Below are 20567 nucleotides of genomic sequence, written 5' to 3'. Positions count from 1 at the left end.
CGTTGATCCGCGACAGCATCGAATTTCCCGACGAGGTCCGCTGGATCCTCTTCGTCCTGCTCGGCGAACTGCCGTTGCAGGGGTCCTCGGACATGGCGTACGAGAGCAGTGATCCGTACGAGGACTACGGGAATCGAGTGCTGGACCTGCGTGATCGCATCACGGACCTGGTCCGCAAGGTGGATGGTGCCCTGCCGCCCGAGGTGGCGGAACGCTTCAAGGAGGCGATGGGAACCATCACCGACGCGCGCGGCTCGGACACCATGTCCGAGCTGTCCGCCCAGCTGCGGCAGGTCGCGGACAACCGCGTCAAGCACTCCAGGAACATCATGGAGTCCAAGTACGAGATCATCGCCGAGGCCTTCCTGCTCCTGGCCCAGCTGGCGATCATCGCGGCGATGTCCTTCTTCACGGGCGGCCTCTCGTTCGGCCAGACCGCCCTGGCCAAGGCCCGCACCAGGCTGGCCGTGCTCATGGCCCTCTACCGTCTGCTCAACCAGACGCACCTCATGCCCGCGCTGAGCGAGGCGGTGCAGGAGGCGCTCACCACGTTCGCCGTGCGCCTGGCGATGATCGCCCTCAACGACGGCAAACGGCGCCCGGACGGCTTCGACGCGAGGGACATCCTCAGGTCCGCCGCGGTGGGTGCCTTCGCGGGTCTCTTCGGCTCGGTCATCTCCAAGTACATCGGGGACGTTTTCAAGCACCAGTTCAAGAACTTCGGTGACAACAAGTACGCGCAGTTCGGCGGCCAGGCGTTCCGCGGCGCCGCCAGCGAGGGGCCGAGCGAGGGCCTCGCCGAGTTCATCGTGAACGGCCTCTTCGACGGCAAGTGGAAGTTCGACCCCATGGCCCTCGCGGGCGGCAGTGCCAGCGCCGTCAGCGAGATGATCATCAGCAGTGGGGTCGAGCGCTTCAGTAAGGACCTGAACAACAAGTTCTTCGGCAACCACAACACGTCCGGCGTCTACAACCCGTTGCCCGGCGCGGGCTCCGTCCTCGGCCCGGCCGGAGGTCCGCGGGGCGGAGCGTCCGGCGCACCGAGGCCCACCGTCGACTCGAGCACCGCGGCCACGGCCACCGGCACGCCGACGCCGACGCCGACACCGCCCCCGCGCCCCGTCGTTCCCCCGACCACCGTCCACGCGACGCACACCGGCACCTCGACGAGCGAGGTCCCGGGCTCCGGAACCGACCCGTATCCGTATCCGTATCTGGATCCGGACACGTCCACGGTCCACACCACCGGCACCGGCACGGCGCCGGTCGCGGGGCCGGACGCGTACCCCGGCACGACCGGCGCGGACCCGTACACGGGGGCCGGTCGCCCAGTGCCGGACCACCCGTTCGGCACCACGCCCCTGACCACGCCCGAGGCGGGCGCCATCGACCCGACGCCGACGCCGACGCCGATGCCGATGCCGACGGCATCCTCGCTCGGCGGTGTGGACACCACGCCGGCCGGCGGCCGTGGGACGCCCTCCTCGTCCACGTCGCCCACTGCCGCCTCCACGACGCCGGTGCCTTCGCCGCGCGGCCGTGACACCACGTCGGACATCGCGGCCGGCCACACCCTCCACGAGACGCCGGACCCGGTACGTTCCCCGGCGGCGAGCCCGCTTCCGGACCCGGACGGGCTGACCGCGCCGAACGTTCCGGGGACAACACCCTCCGCGACACCGGACACCACCACGGGACGGGCCCCGGCGGCCACCGGCCAGGGCGGCACTCCCGCCAGCGACCACGACCCGGCCGCGCGGAACCGTCACCTCGCGGGCGCCGGCGCGGACACGGCCCGTACGGACACCGCCGGCGACCCCGCCCCCGCCGGCGACGCACGCACCACCGCCCCGCCCTCCGCCGACGGGACGGCACCGGCACCCGCCCCTCACCCGGCGCACACCGAACCCGCCCGCCCCGAGCAGTGGCGGTCCCGGCAGGCCTCGGTCCCCCCGGCCGTTGTGCAGGTGGACCTGCCGACCGCGGCCGACGACGCCCCGTCGGATACGCCCGGCGAGGTGCGGGAGGACCGGGCCGCCGGCCGCACCACGGTGCAGCGCGTCCCCACCGACGACGGCAGGTGGGTGAGGGTCCTCACGCTGGAGCTCCCGGTGACACCGGGACCGGGCTTCTCCGCCGACGCCCGCCAGGACTTCCAGGAGCGGATGCGCGCCCTGCTGGACACCGGGATCAACAACGGTCCGTACCTGCCGGGGTCCGGCGACCAGCTCCACGTCGACGTGCGCCTCGTCGACCACTCACCGGGTGCCGGTGCCGTGGAACTGTCCGTGACGGACACCCCCGCCGTGTCCGACCCGCTCCACATCCGGCTGCTCGCCGACGACCCGGCCCTCGCACCCGCCGAGCGCGACCGGCGCCGTACCGCGAACGACATGGCGGCCCTGCGGCAGATCCTGCGCCACGCCGGAATCCGTCCCGGCCCGGAAGACGGGTCCGGACCGGTTCTCCCGCCGGACACCCTCCAGGCCGTCGAGGACCTGACGGGGGCGGACATGAGCACCGCCCCGATCACCACGGTCACCTCTTCGCCCGGCAGTCCCACGAGCCCGGCCGCCCGTCCGTCCGTCGTCTCGGCCGGCCCCGAGGCGACCCCCGCTCCCCGAACGGATGCCGAGGCCACCTCCGGCGCACCCGAGCCCCTCCTCTCCGACGGTCCGGAGCCCGCGACCACGCCGCCGGTCCGCCGGCCCGCCACCGCATCCGACAGCGCCCCCGCGCAGACCACGGACGCCGCGGACGCCGCGGACGCCGCGGGCATCTCCGGCTCGCGCGGTGTGCCGGAGCCCGCTTCGGCACGGGCGCTCGTCGAGCGGTTGTTGTCTGCTTCGTCCGCTGGTGAGCGGGGGGTGGTGTTGGGGGGTTTGTCGTCGGTTGAGCTTGAGGGGTTGGCGGCGGATCCGGTGGTGGTGGATGCGTTGCGTGGGGGGTTGTCGGCGGGGGAGTTCGCTGAGGTCGCGGCGCATTTGATGGTGCGGGTTCCGGTGGGTGTGGAGCGGCCGGTTTCCGCGCGGGGTGTGGTGCGGGCGTTGGTGGCGCGGGTGTTGCGTGATCCGGGGGTGGCGGCGCGGCTGTTGAGGGGTGGGTCGCGTGTGGTGGTGGTGCCTCGGGGTGAGGCGGTGACGTCGCTGGGTGCGTTCCGTGGTCTGGCGGGGGGTCGGACGGCTGATGGTCGGTCGTGGGAGGGGGTGCGGGGGGTTGGGGGTCGGACGGCGGGTGTGGCGGAGGAGAACCTGCTGGGTGGGGTGACGTCGGTGGTGACGGATCATCCGTTCCAGCCGGACGGTTATTCGTCGACGTTGCATGAGGTGGCGCACACGGTTCATCAGTTCGGGCTTGATGAGTCGGACAGGCGGCTGATTGGTGAGGTGTTCGGGGCGACGGGGGAGGGTGCGTGGCCGGATGGTCCGTTGTTCTCGGTGGGTGTGGACGGGCGGCGTCGGGGGCCGAATTATTCGTCGCGGGACGAGTTCGAGTTCTTCGCTCAGTTGACGAATGTGTATTTGGGGGCGAATGCGGGGGTTGATCCGTTCACGGGTGAGCGGCGGAACAATGGTGGGCCGGAGTGGGTGGCGCGTTTCCAGCCGCGGTTGTTGCCGTTGTTGCAGCGGTTGTACGGGGTTGATCCGGGTGCGGTGTTCTCGGGTGTGGTCAATCCGGTGGAGGCGGTGCGGGCGGAGGAGGAGGCGTTCGAGGGGTTCCGTGCGTTGTGGGACCAGGTGGAGGGCACGCACCGGGTGCAGGCGCATGTGCCGGTGCCGGTTCCGGCTCCCCGTCTGCGGACCGTCACCGGTATCCCGGCGGGTACGCCCGCGGCACCGCCCGCCGCCGGCCTGACCCGCGAGCGCTACCGCGAGCTCTCCGGTGTCCTGACCGGGGCCCTCGGAGCCGGCATCACCGCCGACGCGCTGTTCCCGCAGCTGGTGAACACACTGGCGGTACTGGACGACGCCCGCGTGGGGGACTGGCGTTTCGGTGGCGGGGCGATGGACCTGGACGGCATCGTCCGGCGACTGTTCCATGTGCCCGCCGGAACGGCTCTGGGGCAGGCGGAGTACCGGGATGCCCTGATGGCGGTGGCCAGTGCCGCGCGGCGGGGAAGGGCGACCAGCCTGGCGGCGATCGCCGCCTACACCTTCCACCGCTCCGGCAACCCGCAGCCCGCGACGAACCTGACCGGCCCCGACGGGCGGCCCACGGGGCGGAACTGGACCGGACGCGCCGGATGGAACCTGGTGGTGGACCGGGTCGGATCCCAGCGGAGCGGCCAGGTGGTCGAGGCCGCGGCGCCCTGGGGTCCCCGCGCCCACGCGGTCGTCGTCGAGCGGTCGGACACCGGCCCGCTGGTTCTCAAGCGTCCGAACAGCAGCGACGTGCTCGTCGACGACGAGGAATTCGCCGAACTCGTCACCCATGACCCCGCTCGGCGTCCGGGCGAGCCGGTGGTCCTGCTGGTCCAGGACAGCGACCACCAGCGGATCGAGGCCTTGGCGCGGACGGTGGCCGACCGCATCGGCGGACGGGTGTGGTCCACGGACGGCGACCTGCGTCTGCAGCCCTCCTCCGCCCACCCCGGCCTGCGGGTGCCCAGCATCGCCGCCTCCAGCGGGGGCGACCGGCCCGCGGGCACCTGGATCCCCAGTGACCCGGGCCTCGTGCCGGACGACCCGCAGGCGCTGGTCACCGCCTCCGACGGGACCCGGTTCCCGGACGAGGACGTGTACTCGTTCGCGCTGACCACCGTCGACGGGCAGCGGCTGACCGGCCGCGCCTTCCTCGACCCCCCCGACATGGCACGCTTCGAAAAGGGCCTGCGTGAGGTGTCCGCGGTCCGGCACTACGTCGATGTCTACGAGGGAACGCCGGGTGTCGACGCTTCCCGCGAGAGCGCCCCGATGCCCCTGCCACGGGGGCTCGCGGACTCCTATGTCGCCGTCGGTCACGGCGACCGGGGCCGCGTGGTCGTGCCGCGCCGCAGCACCGGAGCCAACCAGGTGGTCAGGCCCAAGGAGCTCGGCCGGATGCTGGCCCGCCGCAAGAGCCTCACCCGGCTGCCGTCCGACCAGCCGGTGTGGGTGCTGTGGTGCGAGACAGCCATGCGCCCCGCCAGCGCCGACAAGCTGGAACACGTGCCGGCCGCTCAGGTGGTCGCCAACGAGACCCGTCGAACGGTCCGTTCCTCCAACGCCCAGCTCGGAGTGGACGGGGCGAAGGGCCAGGTGCCGCCCCTGCTCGTCAAGTTCGACGATCCGGACAACCCCGAGTTCAGTGTCGAGGAGTTCTCCCCCGAGCCGTCGGCGGACGGGCTCACCGAGATCGCCCGCCTCGCCGGGCTCCCCGACTCGATGCCCGGGCGGGCCGAGCGGGCGCTGCGCTGGGTGCGCGCACTCCGGACGACCCACGGCGTGGACATCGACGGCGACCCGTCCCGCGCCGCGGAGTTCCAGCAGCTCCTGCGCGGTCTCGGGGCGCTGGAGACGCTGCGGGTGAACGCCCCGGGCAACACCGACACCGGCCCGCTGACCTGGCGGACCCTCGAACACCTCGTGGGGGAGCACGCCGCCCGGCAGGGCTGGGACCGGGCACTGACCGCGAACACCCTGGAGCACCTGCTGTACCAGGCGCAGGCGGGCGGCCTCACCGACCGGGACGTGACCGTCGACCCGGCCCCGCCCGCCGCGCCGCCCGCCGCCCCGCCGGCGGCCGGGAACGCCCCGGCCACCCCGCCCGCCACCGCTGTGTCCGATGTCCTGGTCGGGGCGTTCGGGGCCGGCATCACCGCCGACGCCCAGTTCCCGCAGCTGCTCGACAGCGTGACGGTGCTCGAGGCGGCCCGTACGGGGGACCGGAGCCTCGGCACCGGGCCGCTCGACCTCGACGGCATCGTCCGGCGGTTGTTCCACGTGCCCGCGGGCACGGTTCTGGGGCAGGCGGAGTACCGGGCCGCCCTGACGGCAGTGGCCGGTGCCGCGCAGCAGGGGAGGGCGTCCAGCCTGGCGGCGATCGCCGCCCACGTCTTCCACCCTTCCGGTCATCCGCAGCCCTCGACGACCCTGACCGCTCCCAACGGACAGGCCACCGGACGGAACTGGACGGGCAACCCCGGCCTGAAGGTGCTGGTGGACCGGGTGGGCGTCGACAAGGGCGGCCAGGTCAGCGAAACCCCGGCGCCGTGGGGCACCCAGGCACACGCGGTCGTCGCCGAGCGGTCGGACACCGGCCTGCTGGTCCTGGCGCACCCCAGCGGCGTGGACGTGGCCGTCGACGAGGAGGAGTTCGTCGAGCACGTCGTCCACGACCCGGCCCGGCGCCCGGGTGAGCCGGTGGTCCTGCTGGTGCCGGACCCCGAGGGGCTGAGGACCGAGACACTGGCGCGGAAGATCGCCGACCGTATCGGCGGACGGGTCTGGTCCACGGACGGCGACCTGCGCCTGCCTCCGCCGTCCGGCCGGTCCGGCTGGTCCTTCCCCACCCTCGTCGCCGCGGCCCAGGGATCGACGGCCACGGGCACCTGGGTCCCGAGTGATCCGGGCCTCGTCCAGGACGATCCCCAGGCACCGGTCACCGCTTCCGACGGGACCCGGTTCCCGGACGAGGACGTCCTCTCCTTCGCGCTGCCCACCATCGACGGGCAGCGACTGACCGGCCGGGCCTTCCTCGACCCGTACGAAATGGTGCACTTCGAGGAAGCCGCCCGTGAGGTGTCCGCGATACGGCACTACGTCGATCACCACGATGGAACCCCGGGCGTCGATCCGCCCCGCAACAGCGGCGCGCTGCCCCTGCCGCGGGCCCTCGCCGACTCCTACGTCACCATCGGCCACGGCAGCAGCACAGTCATGGGCCTGCCCCGCCGGAGCACGGGCGGGACGAGTTTCGTGGAGGCCAAGGAGTTCGGCCGGATGCTGGCCCGGCGCAGGAGCCTCAGCCAACTGCCGTTCGACCAGCCGGTGTGGGTCCTGTGGTGCCGGCAGGCCCTGCGGGAGCCCGGCTCGGACCTGCTCGAACGGCCGGCGGCCGCCCAGTCGATCGCCAACCAGACCGGTCGCGTCGTGCACGCCGTCGACGGCGCGCTGTCCATCGCCGAAGCGGGCGGGGGATATCCGTCGGCGCTGGTCAAGTACGACGACCCGGACAACCCGGCTCACCGGTTCGAGGAGTTCCGCCCCGAGCCGTTGAGACTGGCGCTCGCCGTCCTCGTCGACATGGCCGGACTCCCGAAGTCGGCCCGGCAGCCCCTGACGCGGGCGCTGCGCTGGGTCCGCGCGCTGCGGGCGACGCACGGTGTGGACATCGACGTCGCTTCGTCACGCAGGGCGGAGTTCCACACCCTCATCCAGGGCTTCGGGGCGCTGGAGGCGCTGCGGATGAACGCCCCGGGGAACACCGAGACCGGTCCGCTGACCTGGCGGACCCTCGAACACCTCGTGGGCGGGTACGCCGCCCGCCAGGGCCGGGACCGGGCACTGACCGCGGAGAACCTCGAGAGCTTCCTCCACCAGGCGCAGGCGGGCGGCCTCACCGACCAGGACGTGAGTGTCGCCGCCGCAGCCCCGTCGGCTCCGGCCGCCCCGCCCGCAGCCCCGCCCGCCGCTCCTCCCGCGAGCGCCTCGGGCGGTGTCCCGACGACGGGCCCGGCGGGGCCCGCCGGACGGCGGCCCGCCCTGTCCGCCGGGGAGCGGACGGCGGGGGCCGCCGACAGCCGGGACGGCGCCCCGGGCACCGCGCGCGCACCGTGGCTCGACCTCCTCTTCGGGCCCGTGGCCCGCAGCGACCACGCGCCCGAGACGCTCGTCGGCACGGTGTCGTCGCTGCGGGAACTGGCGCGGCAGCACGCGCGGCCGTCGTCCGCGGCGAGCGGCGGGCTCGACGCACTGCACGACCTGGCCCGGCGGGTGCTGGACCTCGGCCCGGACACCGCGGTGAACGCTCGGCACCTGCTGCTCCTCGGCTCGCTGGCCCTGAGCGCCTCCCCGGACGAACTGGCCGACGCCGACGCCCTCGCCGCGTATCTGACGCGCCACGACGCCGCCCTGGCCCGGGACACCCGGGTGCAGCCGGAGAACGGCACCGCGCGCAACTGGACCGGCACCGGGAACCAGGTGCCGCCGCTCGGCTCGTACATGGTGGAAGGCGAGGACGGCGGGCTGAGCACCTGGCCCGCGCCCTGGTCGGACGCGTACGTGGTCCTCGCCCAGGCGGGTCCGGACGCGCTCCGGCTGGTCACGTCCCGCGGCAGGCTCACCTTGGACGACCTCGGCGAACTCGCCCGGCTCGTCGCGCGGGACCCGGCGCGGCCCCCGGGGGCCGATGTCGTCCTGGCCTTCCCGCACGACGACATGGCGGCCCTGGCCCGGCAGGTCGCCGACCTGACCGGTACGAGGGTCTGGTACTCGCCCCACGACCCCCGCCCGTCCACGGACTGGCGGTCCGGCACCGACCACCTCACGCTGGGGCCGGTCGGCGACGGCTTCGGCACGGTGTGGAACTCCGTCCGCACGGACCAGGACACCGACAGCGACGGCGACGTCTCGGCCATCGTCGGCCTGTACGAGTCGGGCTCCGACCATGACGAAGGGGTCGACGCGCGCCGGGCCGAGCCGCTGACCACCAGGAACTACGGCGTCGCGGACCACCGCGGCGAGGGCGTGCTCTTCCGCAAGCCCGGCGGGATCCGGGGCGCCTGGAACACCCCGCGGGCCCTGGCGGGCTCGCAGGGTGCCCCCGAACTCGCCCTGTCCGTGCAGGACTACCGCGAGACGCTCGCCACCGACCGGCCGGTCCTGCGGATCTCCGCGGACCGTACGCTCGCGGTCGAGGACGGCGCGTACGGGCAGCAGGTCTTCGCGACCGCCGAGGCCGTCGCCCGCGCGTCGGCCGCGCTGCCGGTCTCGGGCCTCTCGGTGCGGCTGCGGGTCGACGAGGACCTGAGCATCCTGCTGCCCACGCCCGACGGGGGCAGCAGGCGGCTGTTCCGCGTGACACCCGTCATGGGGACCCGCTCGGGACAGTCCTCGGAGGAGGTCTGCCGGGACTTCGCCGACATGCTGGCCGACTACTCCCGCACGTCGCACATGGTCTTCCGTGATCCCCGCACCGGCCTGGTGGTCACCGCGCCGGTCAACGCCTCCGACGGGGTGGAGGTCACCGGCACGCACCACCTCGCCGACGCCCTGGGCCGTGTCGCGGACGGCGACGCGGCGCCGGAGACGGTGGATCCGGCGTGGGCGGCCTCGTACGTCCGCCGCGACGACCGGCCCACCGGCGGCGACGACGGCCCGCTGCCCGGCCGCGCCTACGGCAGCGCGCTCAGCCTCGCCCAGCTGTCCGACCCGCGCCGCGACGCCCTGTCGGACGCCGCGCGCCGGATCGGGATCAACGAGCACGCCTGGGCCGACATCGGCGAGAGTTACCTCATCCAGTCGATCGCGGCGCCCGGTGAGCAGGGCCGGCCGAGCCTGGAGCGCAACTACGCCAAGCCGCAGCACGCCGCCGGCGGCTCGCACTTCGGCTATCACTTCGCCACCGTGGTCCTGGCCAGCGAGGACGGCGGCACCCAGATCTCCCTGGAGAACCACGCGCGGGCCGCGACACGCAGCCGACGGCACCGCAGAGCGGTCCAGGCGAACCTGAACAGCCTGCACCTGGACGAACTGCGGGAGACCGCGGCGCGACTGCGGCAGGAGATCGAGCGGCTCCAGGAAACCGGCGACGACGGCCACCTCACCGAGCTGCGCGGCTATCACGACCTGGCCCTGGCCCTGACCAGGGCCAAGCAGGCCCGGACACAGATGCGGCAGGCGCCCGCGGGTTCCCCGGAGCGAGCCGCCGCGCAGCGCACCCTGGAGGGCGACACCCGGGCCGCCGCTCAGCGCGTCGGACAGCTCGAACAGGTCATCCCGGGCAAGCACCAGTGGTACATGCGGATGTACTCGCAGCGTCCGGGCGAGTCGGCCCACGACACCAACGCCGAGCTGCTGGACGACAGGCCCTCCAGTGAGGCCAATCCGCTGACCACCGTGGTGCTGCGCGGTCAGCAATCGCTGCCGGTGTCCCTCTCCTTCGACAAGGGCACCACGCAGACGCCCGACGGCGCCCAGCACTCCCTGCGGTACCTGGCCAAGGTGGTGGCCAGAACCGCCCTGTGGAACACCGCCAACGGGCTGCCGCTGCCCGACGTCAAGGTCACCGGCCGGCGCGGCGGGCGCCTGACCGGCCGGGACATCGCGAAGGCGCGCGCCGAGTCGGTCGCGGCCTCGTTCCGGCAGGAACTCGCCGACGCGCTCGCGGCGCTCCAGGGCGGCACACCGGGGCCGCACCTCACCGCCGACCGGTTCACCGTCAGGCAGGTCTCGGCGCGCGGCCGGCAGTCCACGACCGGCGACGCGGGCACCGGCACCGTGGACCTCACGGTCGACGACCACCGCGGCGGGCCCCGGCAGGTCGCCGCGCGCGGGCCGCGCGGCGGCTCCGCGCGGGGAGGTCTGCCGGGCGGTTCGCCCGACGACGGTCTCGACCCGGTCGCCGAGCAGTGGCCGATCGGCCGCCCGGTCACCGTCATGCGGCCCCGCTACGGCGGCGTCGACCCGAACGCCGACGTCCCCGTCACCGCCGTACCCGACGTTCCGGTCACCGCCGTGCCCGCACCGGACGGATCCACGGGCACCGGCACCGCGGTGGGCAAGGCCGCGGCCGTCGGCACCGCCGGCGACACCCGGGCCGCCGAAGGCCTCCGCCCCCACCGGTGGTTCACCTACACGCGTGCCGCCGAGTCCCGCTCCGCACCCTTCACCTACGAGGTCGCCGACACCGGGCACATCCGGCTGCCCGGCGGGGAGGAGATCCCGCCGTCCGGGTGGACGCGCTTCGGGCACGACTTCGTCCACGAGACGGCGGGCGTGATCCTGCGCGGAGACAGCGGCTGGATCGGCCGCGTCGCCAACATGGACACCCTCGCCCTCGTCATGGCCGACCTCGACCACGACGTGACGCCGCACCGGATCGTGGCGGACCCCTCGGCCCTGTACGTCGTGCCGGCGGACGGCGGCGACACGGCCCTGCGCATCCCGCTGCGGGAGGCCACCGACCTCGCGGCCCCCGGGTTCGGTGAGTGGCTGGCCGGTTTGTCGGCTGGTGAGCGGGGGGTGGTGTTGGGGGGTTTGTCGTCGGTTCAGCTTGAGGGGTTGGCGGCGGATCCGGTGGTGGTGGATGCGTTGCGTGGGGGGTTGTCGGCGGGGGAGTTCGCTGAGGTCGCGGCGTGGTTGATGGTGCAGGTTCCGGTGGGTGTGGAGCGGCCGGTTTCCGCGCGGGGTGTGGTGCGGGCGTTGGTGGCGCGGGTGTTGCGTGATCCGGGGGTGGCGGCGCGGCTGTTGAGGGGTGGGTCGCGTGTGGTGGTGGTGCCTCGGGGTGAGGCGGTGACGTCGCTGGGTGCGTTCCGTGGTCTGGCGGGGGGTCGGACGGCTGATGGTCGGTCGTGGGAGGGGGTGCGGGGGGTTGGGGGTCGGACGGCGGGTGTGGCGGAGGAGAACCTGCTGGGTGGGGTGACGTCGGTGGTGACGGATCATCCGTTCCAGCCGGACGGTTATTCGTCGACGTTGCATGAGGTGGCGCACACGGTTCATCAGTTCGGGCTTGATGAGTCGGACAGGCGGTTGATTGGTGAGGTGTTCGGGGCGACGGGGGAGGGTGCGTGGCCGGACGGGCCGTTGTTCTCGGTGGGTGTGGACGGGCGGCGTCGGGGGCCGAATTATTCGTCGCGGGACGAGTTCGAGTTCTTCGCTCAGTTGACGAATGTGTATTTGGGGGCGAATGCGGGGGTTGATCCGTTCACGGGTGAGCGGCGGAACAATGGTGGGCCGGAGTGGGTGGCGCGTTTCCAGCCGCGGTTGTTGCCGTTGTTGCAGCGGTTGTACGGGGTTGATCCGGGTGCGGTGTTCTCGGGTGCGGTCAATCCGGTGGAGGCGGTGCGGGCGGAGGAGGAGGCGTTCGAGGGGTTCCGTGCGTTGTGGGACCAGGCGGAGGGAACGCACCAGGTCCAGGCGCACGTACCGGTGCCGGTTCCGGCGCCCCGGATGCGGACCGTCACCGGCACCCCGGCGGGTACGCCCGCGGCACCACCCGCCGCAGGCCTGACCCGAGAGCGCTACCAGGCACTGACGGACGTCCTGACCCGGGCGTTCGGCACCGGCGTCACCGCCGACCCCCGGCTGCCGCAACTGGTGGTCGCCCTCCGGGTGCTGGACGACGCCCGCGCGGGGGACCGGCGTTTCGGAGGCGGGGCGATGGACCTGGACGGCATCGTCCGGCGACTGTTCCACCTGCCGGACGGACAGACGCCGGACCACGCGACCTACCTCAACGCCCTGGTGGCGGCGGCCGGTGCCGCACAGCAGGGGAGGGCGGCCAGCCTGGCGGCGATCGCCGCCCACGCCTTCCAGCAGTCCGGGCACCCGCGGCCCTCCACCGTCATGGCCGGGCCCGACGGGCGGCCCGTCGGGCGCAACTGGACGGGCATCGCCGACCCGCAGCTGCTCGCCGACCGGGTGGGCCTGGACCAGGGCGGCCAGGTCAGCGAAACGCCGGCGCCGTGGGGACCGCGGGCTCACGTGGTGTTCGCCGTCCGGTCGGACACCGGCCTGCTCCTGCTGAAGAACGCGGAGGGCGAGCAGCGGCTCGTCGACGACGCGGAGTTCGCCGAGATCGTCGCCCACGACCCCCTCCGGCGTCCGGGCGAGCCGGTGGTCCTGCTGGTGGCGGACCCCGAGGGGCAGAGGAACGAGCTGCTGGCGCGAGCGGTGGCCGACCGGGTCGGCGGACGGGTGTGGTCCACGGACGGCCACCTGCGTCTGCGTCCCTCCTCCCGTCGGCCCGGCCGGCGGTTCCCCGCCCTCGTCTCCGGCCGGGCCGACCGGCCCACGGGCACCTGGATCCCCAGTGACCCGGGGCTCCTGCCGGACGACCCGCAGGCACCGGTCATCGCCACCGACGGGACCCGGGTCCCCGAGGACGACGTGTACTCCTTCGCGCTGACCACCGCCGACGGGCAGCGGCTGACCGGCCGCGCCTTCCTCGACCCCCGCGACATGGCGCAGGCCGAAGGGGCCTTCCGCACCGTGTCTGCGGTCCAGCACTACTACGACGCGCACATCGGATCCGACGGCGTCGTATCCCGCAGAAGCGCCCTGATGCCGTTGCCCCGGGCCTTCAAGGACTCCTACATCGCCGCAGGCCACGGCGACGGCGGCAGTGTGGTCCTGCCGCGCCGCAGCACCGGAGCCAACCAGGTGGTCGGGCCCGCGGAACTCGGCCGCATGCTGGCACGCCGCAAGAGCCTCGGCCGGCTGCCGGCCGACCAGCCGGTGTGGATGCTGTGGTGCGAGACGGCCATGCGGCCGGCCACGCGGACGGACACGCTGGAGTACCCGTCGTCCGCCCAGGTGATCGCCAACGAGACGCGCCGCAGGGTCGTCTCCTCCGACGCGTCGCTCGCACTGGAGCTGGGCCTGCGACGGGCGGGCCACCTGGTCAAGAACGACGACCCGGACCGGCCCGCCTACCGGATCGTGGAACTGCGCCCCGAACCCCTGACCGAGGAGCTCGTCGGGCTCTCGGGGCTCCCCGACTCGATGCCCGGGCGGGCCGAGCGGGCGCTGCGCTGGGTGCGCGCACTCCGGACGACGCACGGCGTGGACATCGACGGCGACCCGTCCCGCGCCGCGGAGTTCCAGCAGCTCCTGCGGGGCTTCAGGGCGCTGGAGACGCTGCGGGTGAACGCCCCGGGCAACACCGACACCGGCCCGCTGACCTGGCGGACCCTCGAACACCTCGTGGGGGAGTACGCCGCCCGGCAGGGCTGGGACCGGGCACTGACCGCCAACGCCCTGGAACACTTCCTCCAGCAGGCGCAGACGGGCGGCCTCACCGACCGGGACGTGACCATCGACCCGGCCCCGCCCGCCGCGCCGCCCGCGGCCGCCCCCGGCGACGCCCCCGCCACACCGGCCGCGCACGGTGAACTGTCGGCGTACGCCCGCAACTACGGCACCGCGCACGACGGGCACGTCGACCTCGCGTGGTTCGAGGAGACGCCCGCGCCGGTCCTCGACGGCCTGTACGCCCAGGTCATCGAGGCGCTCGGCATACCGGCGGCCGAGGCCGGGACGGTCCTCGGCCACCTCAAGGAGGTCCTGGGAGCCGCGGAGATCGACCTCCACCGCCCCTCCCTGCGCAGCAGCCGGGGCCACCGCGTCACCGTCCACCACGACGGCCGCGAACGCACCGTGGACGTACGGCTGGCCCACCGCGACCCGGTGTTCTCGGCGAAGCACGGGGGAACCGCCGGCACCTCACCCGGACCGCAGGTGGAGAAGTCGGCCGAGGGGACACAGTCGTCCTCCGCCGGTGAGAACTCGGGCACCTTCCGCACCGGCGTCCTGCCCTGGACCCTGGCCCGGCTGGCCGACGGCAGGGGAGCCCTGCACCGGGGCGACATGTCGCTCACGATGTCCCTTACTCACAACCAGCTCACGGAGAGCGTCGGGGTCAGGGAAACGTTCCAGGTCGTCAGCAGGCAGGGGTCGAAGGATCCGGCCCGGCCCCTGGACCTGGACACCCTCTGGCAGGTCCGCGTCGACACCCCCCGCGCGGCCTCGGGCGGCTGGTCACCCGGACGGTCCCACGGCGTCCTCACGGCCTGGCTGCCCGAGCACCGCGTCCTGGACGACGGCACCGGCTCGGCCGGCCTGCCCCCGCCCGCGGCGCTGGACGACATCCCGTTGTGGGGCGTCGAAAGCGTCGCCGAACCGGGCCGCCTGCTCACCGAGGTGCTCGCCGACGACCGGTTCGCTCCCCTGACCGGGCTGAGCGCCGAGTCCGGACAGGCCCTGGAGGAGTTCCTCTCCGAACAGGTCCTGCGCGGCACCCCGCAGCTCCAGGCCGGGGGCGGGGTGTTCTCGCCGGTCCTGACCGACACCGACGACCACGCCGTGGGCATGCTCCGCCTCACCGCCCGGATCGTCCCCGGGCAGCCGTTCGCCAGCAGCCACGCCGACACGTTCTCGCTGGAGACCCAGCTGGCGCGCGGCGCGGCCCTGGACCACTCCGCGAAGTTCACCAGCGGGATCGGCGTCGAGGCGACGGGCGGACCGGGCTTCACCGCCGACCACGCGCCGGGCCACCCCGACTTCGGGGCCTCGCTCGGCGGCCGGGTCACCGGCAGGCTCGGCACCAACTGGCAGGTCGACGAAGCACACAGCTCCGCCGGCTCGGCCACCCTGACGAACAGCGTCTCCAACAAGGGCGAACACCTGCGCACACCCGCCACGGTCACCTACGAGCTGACGCTGTACCGCTCCGGCGGGGGCGAGGTACGCGGCACGTTCGGGCCCTGGGACGACGGGCTGCGCCTGATGGTGCCGGCGCGCACCACCCTCGAAGGACAGCGGCCCGGCCCCGCGGAGACCCGCGAGCTGCCCCCGCGCCTGGAGAACCTGGACAGTCTCGGCCCCTCCGAGCTGGCGTTCAAGGCCGAAGGCGCCGACGTGCTCCTCGACCGCGCGGAACGGTGGCTGCGCCAGGAAGGCTTCCTGCCGCCCGCGGTCCACCGCGAACCCGCCCTGCCGATGCGCTTCGACGAACCGCTGCGCCAGGCACAGCTCACCAACCTCCGCAGGCTGGGACAGCTCCGCAACCGGCTCGGTCTCGCCACCGCCCTGGGTGAAGCCGTCGACGGCGGACATCCCCTGTGGTTCGAACTGCCCCGGACCGTGGCGGGCACCCGCCGGGTCCAACTGCGCCTCACCGCCGCCCGGGACACCGCCCGGGACACCGAGCACACGCGCCGGCTGCCCGACATCGACCAGAGCGGATCCAGCCGCTACGAGGCGGCATCGGCACGCCAGCGCGGGACCACGCTCGCCGCGGTGGCCGGCGGTGGCGGTGGCTTCGGCATCCCGCTCGGCGACGGCGAGGGACTGCTCGACATCGGCCCCGACTACACCGGTACCGGGCAGACGGGCACCGCCGTCACGACCGGCGGCGCCGTCGGGTTCGAGCAGTCCGCCAAGGCCGGCGACGGCAGCGACGTGTTCACCGTCCCCGCGACGTTCGCCCTGGATCTGTACGAGGGGGACCGGGACACCCCGCTCATCCGGTTCGGCGGCCACTCGCACGGCGTCCCCGGAACCGTCTCCCTGCTCGTCCCGCACTATCGCACCCGGCCACGCGGCACCGCCCCGGGCACCCCCGCACCCCGCCCCGGTCACGTCATCCGGCCGATCAGCCACGGCGGCCCCGACGACGACCTCCACCGGCTCGCCCTGGCCGACGCCGACGGAACACCCCTGCCGGAACTGGTCCGGCTGCCCGAAGGCGCCGTCGTGGACACCTTCCGCGGCACCGCCGCGCTGATGGAAGCCCTCCAGCAGATCGCCGCCGGGTCCCAGCCCGTCCGCCCGGCCCCTTCCTCACCCCTGCCCCCCACCCAGGGCCCCGGCACCGGACTGCCCGGCTCCACCGCATCCCTCGACGCGCTGGAGCGGCAGGCCGGGACCGCGGCCGTCGGAGCCGTCCCCGGCACCTGGGCACGGCACACCAACCGGGCGGCGGCGTTCGCCGCCGGTCTGCTGCCACCGCCGCTCGCCGCGGCGGCCCGACTGCCCTACACCTGGGGCAGCACCGCGTACAAGCGCGTGTCGGCCGCCGTCGTCGGCGCCCCCAGGAACGACGCGGGAACCCTCGCCGCGCAGGCGCGGTACACCGGGATCCGGCCCGCCCAGCTCATCGCCAGGGCGGCGCAGATCCTCGGCGGCCGGTACGTGGTCGAGGGACTGAACCTGCCCGGCATGGCGGCCGACCAGGTCATGGTCGTGGAAATCGAGGGCTATCTCCACCACCCCCGCCACCTGGGCTCGGACTCCCTGACGTCCGAACAGGGCACCACCGTGGCGGACACGGCGGGCGGGCAGCGCACCACCGGTCGCACCCACCAGGGGAACGCCACGCTGTCGAGCCTCCAGCTGGGTCCCAGGGATCTCACGCGGCCGGGCCACCGGTTCAACCCCGGCGTCCGGCACAGCTACGCCCGCCGGGCCGACGACGAGCAGACGCTCACCTCCGCGACCAAGGTGTCCCGCTCCCTGTCGGCGGCCGGCACGCACCACCTCATCGGCGCCGATGCGACCCTTCTCGTGACGGTGCGACGAGGCACCCGCAACGTGGCCGCGAACGCCGTCGGCTTCGGGGAACACGCCCCCGTCACGGTGGCGATCGACCTCCCGCGCGCCGTGACGTTCCTCGCCCCCGAGGCGGCGCTCGCCCGCCACCCGCGATGGTTCGGCCGGCTCCCCGGTCCGACCCTCCCCGCACTGCCCGCCCCGGACGTCCCCCTGCCCGACCGGTTCGCCCGCACCCAGGAACTCGGGTTCGGCACCGTCGTGTCCGTCACACAGCTCGACGACGCGACGACCGGGGTGGAACGGCGCGACAGGCTGCGCCGCGAGCTCACCGCGCTCGTGGAGAACGAGGCACCCGGCGTCACCCGGCCCGGACACGCCTCCTACCTGCCCGGAGTGGCCACCGAGATCGCCCGTCACACCGAGCCCAACGCCCTGCGCTCCCTGCCCGGGCGGGGGCGGCGGGCGACACGGTTCCAGTTCCTCCACCACGCCTACGGCGGCGCGCGGCTGGTCGAGGTCTCCCTCGTCGCAGAACCGGCCCTCCAGACGCCGGGCCTGCGCGCCGTGCGCGGACGCCCGGCGGCCGGCGGCCTGGGACTGACGCAGGCGCACACCCCCGAGGGCAGCGGCTCGACGAAGACGGTCAGCCGGACCCACCAGACCGCCCTCATGGCCATGTCCCGCTACCCCCGGCCCGGCGGCCCCCCGCGCACCGACCGGGTGGGCCCCTCCGTCGCACTGACCACCACCAGCAGCCGCAGCCGGCGCACCGAAACCGCGAGCGAGGACCGCTCCGTAACCCAGACGGACCACGCCGTCGACTTCGACGGGATCGACTACACCATCACCGCGTCGGTCCGCTCCGAGCTGATCACGCAATGGCCGGCCAACCTCCCCGGCGGACTCCTCCAGGCCGGAATCCTGTCCTTCACCAGCCTGGACGGCGACGCGGCGACCCGGCTGAGCACATGGGTCCGACGCCTGCTCACCGGCCGCCCGCAGAGCACCGTCACCGTCCCCGTCGCGGTCACCCTGCGGTTCGCGGCCTCGGAAGCGGTGCAGCCGGTCGAGCACCGCGGCCCCCGCCGCCCCGCCCTGCTCGACCGTGACCCCCGGCAGACGCGGCCGTCCGCCTTCGGCCCCGCGCTGGTGCCGTCCGGGAACACGCCGGTCCTGGACTTCAACGCCTTCCCCGAGCTGACACAGGCGCTCGAGCAGGTCGCCCCGGCGCTGACCGCGTCCTGGGGGCTGCCGGCCAACGCGTCCTCGGAAGCGGCCGCCACCCGCCTGGGCGAGCTCATCCAGGCCGGACGGATCACGCTGAACCCGCCCCGCACCGCGGCGGGCCTCACACCCCGGATGCCGGGAACCTGGCCCCTCGCCACGCCCGGCCACGCCCCCACCCTGTCGATCACGCTGCACGACCCCAGGCCCGTCACCAGCGCCGACGACATCGCGGTGGACCGGGGGCGCAAGCAGTCCCGCGGCAGCGTGTCCGGCTCCTCGGCGGCCGGCTCCCTCGCCCTGACCAACCGCAGCCTGCACGCCCTGCAGTCCGGCAGCCGCCATCTGCTGGGCATCGACCTCCCGGTGGTGGCCCAGCAACCGCACGCCTCCTCCGTGGGAGCCACGGCCACGGGCGCCGGCCAGAACCGCCTCAAGGCCGGCCGGGCCGGGGACACCGACGAGCAGCGCGGCTCCCGCAGCCACGAGACCCTCGTCGACCTGGTCGTGACCGTGGAGGGTTCCGAAGGCGTGCGGCACGTCACCGGAACCGCGACCGTCCGGATGCCGGAAGAGGACCTGCTCGGCTTCGGCGTGACTCCCGCACGCCCCGACGCGGGCATCTACGACCTCCCCGCCATGCTCGCCGGTCAGGACGCCGACGACCTCCGCGACTGGACGCGGCACCCCCTCACCGACCTCCCCGCGGTGCTGGCGGCCGGCATCGACGAGCGGGACTCCTCCGCCCGCCTGTGCCTCGCGCCCGGCGCCGACCCCGACGGACGCCTGCTGGCCCGGGCCCTGCTCACCGCCTCCCGCACGGCCGCCCTGGCCGGCAAGCCGGTGGAACTGGTGCTGCGCACCCCCGAAGGTTCCCGGTACTGGCCCTTCACCGCGGACGGCACCCTCGCCGACACCACCGACGCCACCCGCGAGACCTGGGCCGCGCTGTGGGCGACCATCGACGCCTGGACCGAGGCGGCCGACGCCGAACGCAGGGCCGTCGCCGAGGAACGGGAACTGACCGAGGACCTGGCCGGCGCGGCCGCGGTGCTGCACCGTTCGCAGGAGACCCTGACGGCCGCCACCGCCTCCCACCGGGCCGCGCGCGCGGCACTCGAGGAAGCCGTCCGGCGGGACCGCGCCGCGCGCGAGGGCGCCGACGCGTCCGTCCGCGACGCCGAGGCGGCACTGGCCCGCGCCGAACGGGCGGTCCTCGACGCGGAGGCCCTGCCGACCGCCCGGCAGGTGGACGACGCACGGCAGGCGGGGCAGCGGGCGCGGGCCGAGGGGGAGGAGACGCGACGGACGGCCGCCGCCGACGAGCCTCAGCCCGGCCCCGGACCCGCCCCCACCGCGCGCCGGGACGGGGAGGACCCCCAAGCGCGCCACCAGGGCCGCGACGCCGCCCTCCGCACCGCACACTCGGCGCTGACCGCCGCCCGCGACGCCGTCGACGCCGCACGCGAGCACCGCACCACGCTCGTGCGCGACAGCGAGAACGCGCTGTCCGCGGCCCGCCGAGCCGAGGACAGCGCAGCCCGTGCCGCCGCCCGCAGAGCCCGCTTCCGCGACGACGACCGGACCCGCCTCGACGAGATCGAGCAGGCCCTGCGCCAGGTCCGCGACGACCGGCGGAACCGGACGGGGCAGCAGACGGCCGCGCTGCGCGCCCTGCCCGGCCTGGCCTCCGCGCTCGACACGACACGCCGCGTGGAGGGCACCGGGGTGTCCGGCACCTTCCTCGGCCCCCTGGCCTCCGCCCCCGCCCGCTGGCCCGCCCCCGCCCGGGAACCCGCGCCGTCCGGCCGCACCGGCACGCCCGTACGCCCGGAGACGGAGACGGAGACGGAGCAAGCCGCACCCCGGGCCCAGGCCCTGGCCCCGACGGTGGCCCTGCCCACCGCCCTGTCGAGCCGTGCGGACCTGTTGCGGGCGGTCCGCCGAGTGGCCGCGCGGGAGCCGGACCACGGCCGGTCGGCAGAGCGCTGCCTGCACCTCCTGAGCGCCCTGCGCGACGAGCTGTACCCGCGGGGGGTGCGCCCCGCCGTCGCCCTCGACGACCTCTCGGTCGGCACCCGGACCTCGGCACGCGCCTCGCTCGCGCAGGGGCCCGGCTGGCGGAGCGTGCGCGACTGGGACACGGTCGTG

General features: G+C 74.4%; 1 protein-coding gene (only partly in view). It reads left to right on the top strand.

All coding sequences use genetic code 11. The features are described 5' to 3' along the window. The first annotated feature begins 2 nt into the window (after positions 1-2). Positions 3-20567, top strand: partial view of a lonely Cys domain-containing protein gene (locus FHX78_RS35670; protein WP_145872336.1) — the beginning only. 22605 nt of this gene lie beyond the right edge of the window; only the first 20565 of its 43170 coding nucleotides appear in the window; the start codon lies at positions 3-5; its stop codon lies beyond the right edge, outside the window.

The organism is Streptomyces capillispiralis (assembly GCF_007829875.1).
Taxonomy (GTDB): Bacteria; Actinomycetota; Actinomycetes; order Streptomycetales; family Streptomycetaceae; genus Streptomyces; species Streptomyces capillispiralis.
Note: the sequence above shows the minus strand (reverse complement) of the source record. Positions and strands in the feature narration are given on the sequence as shown.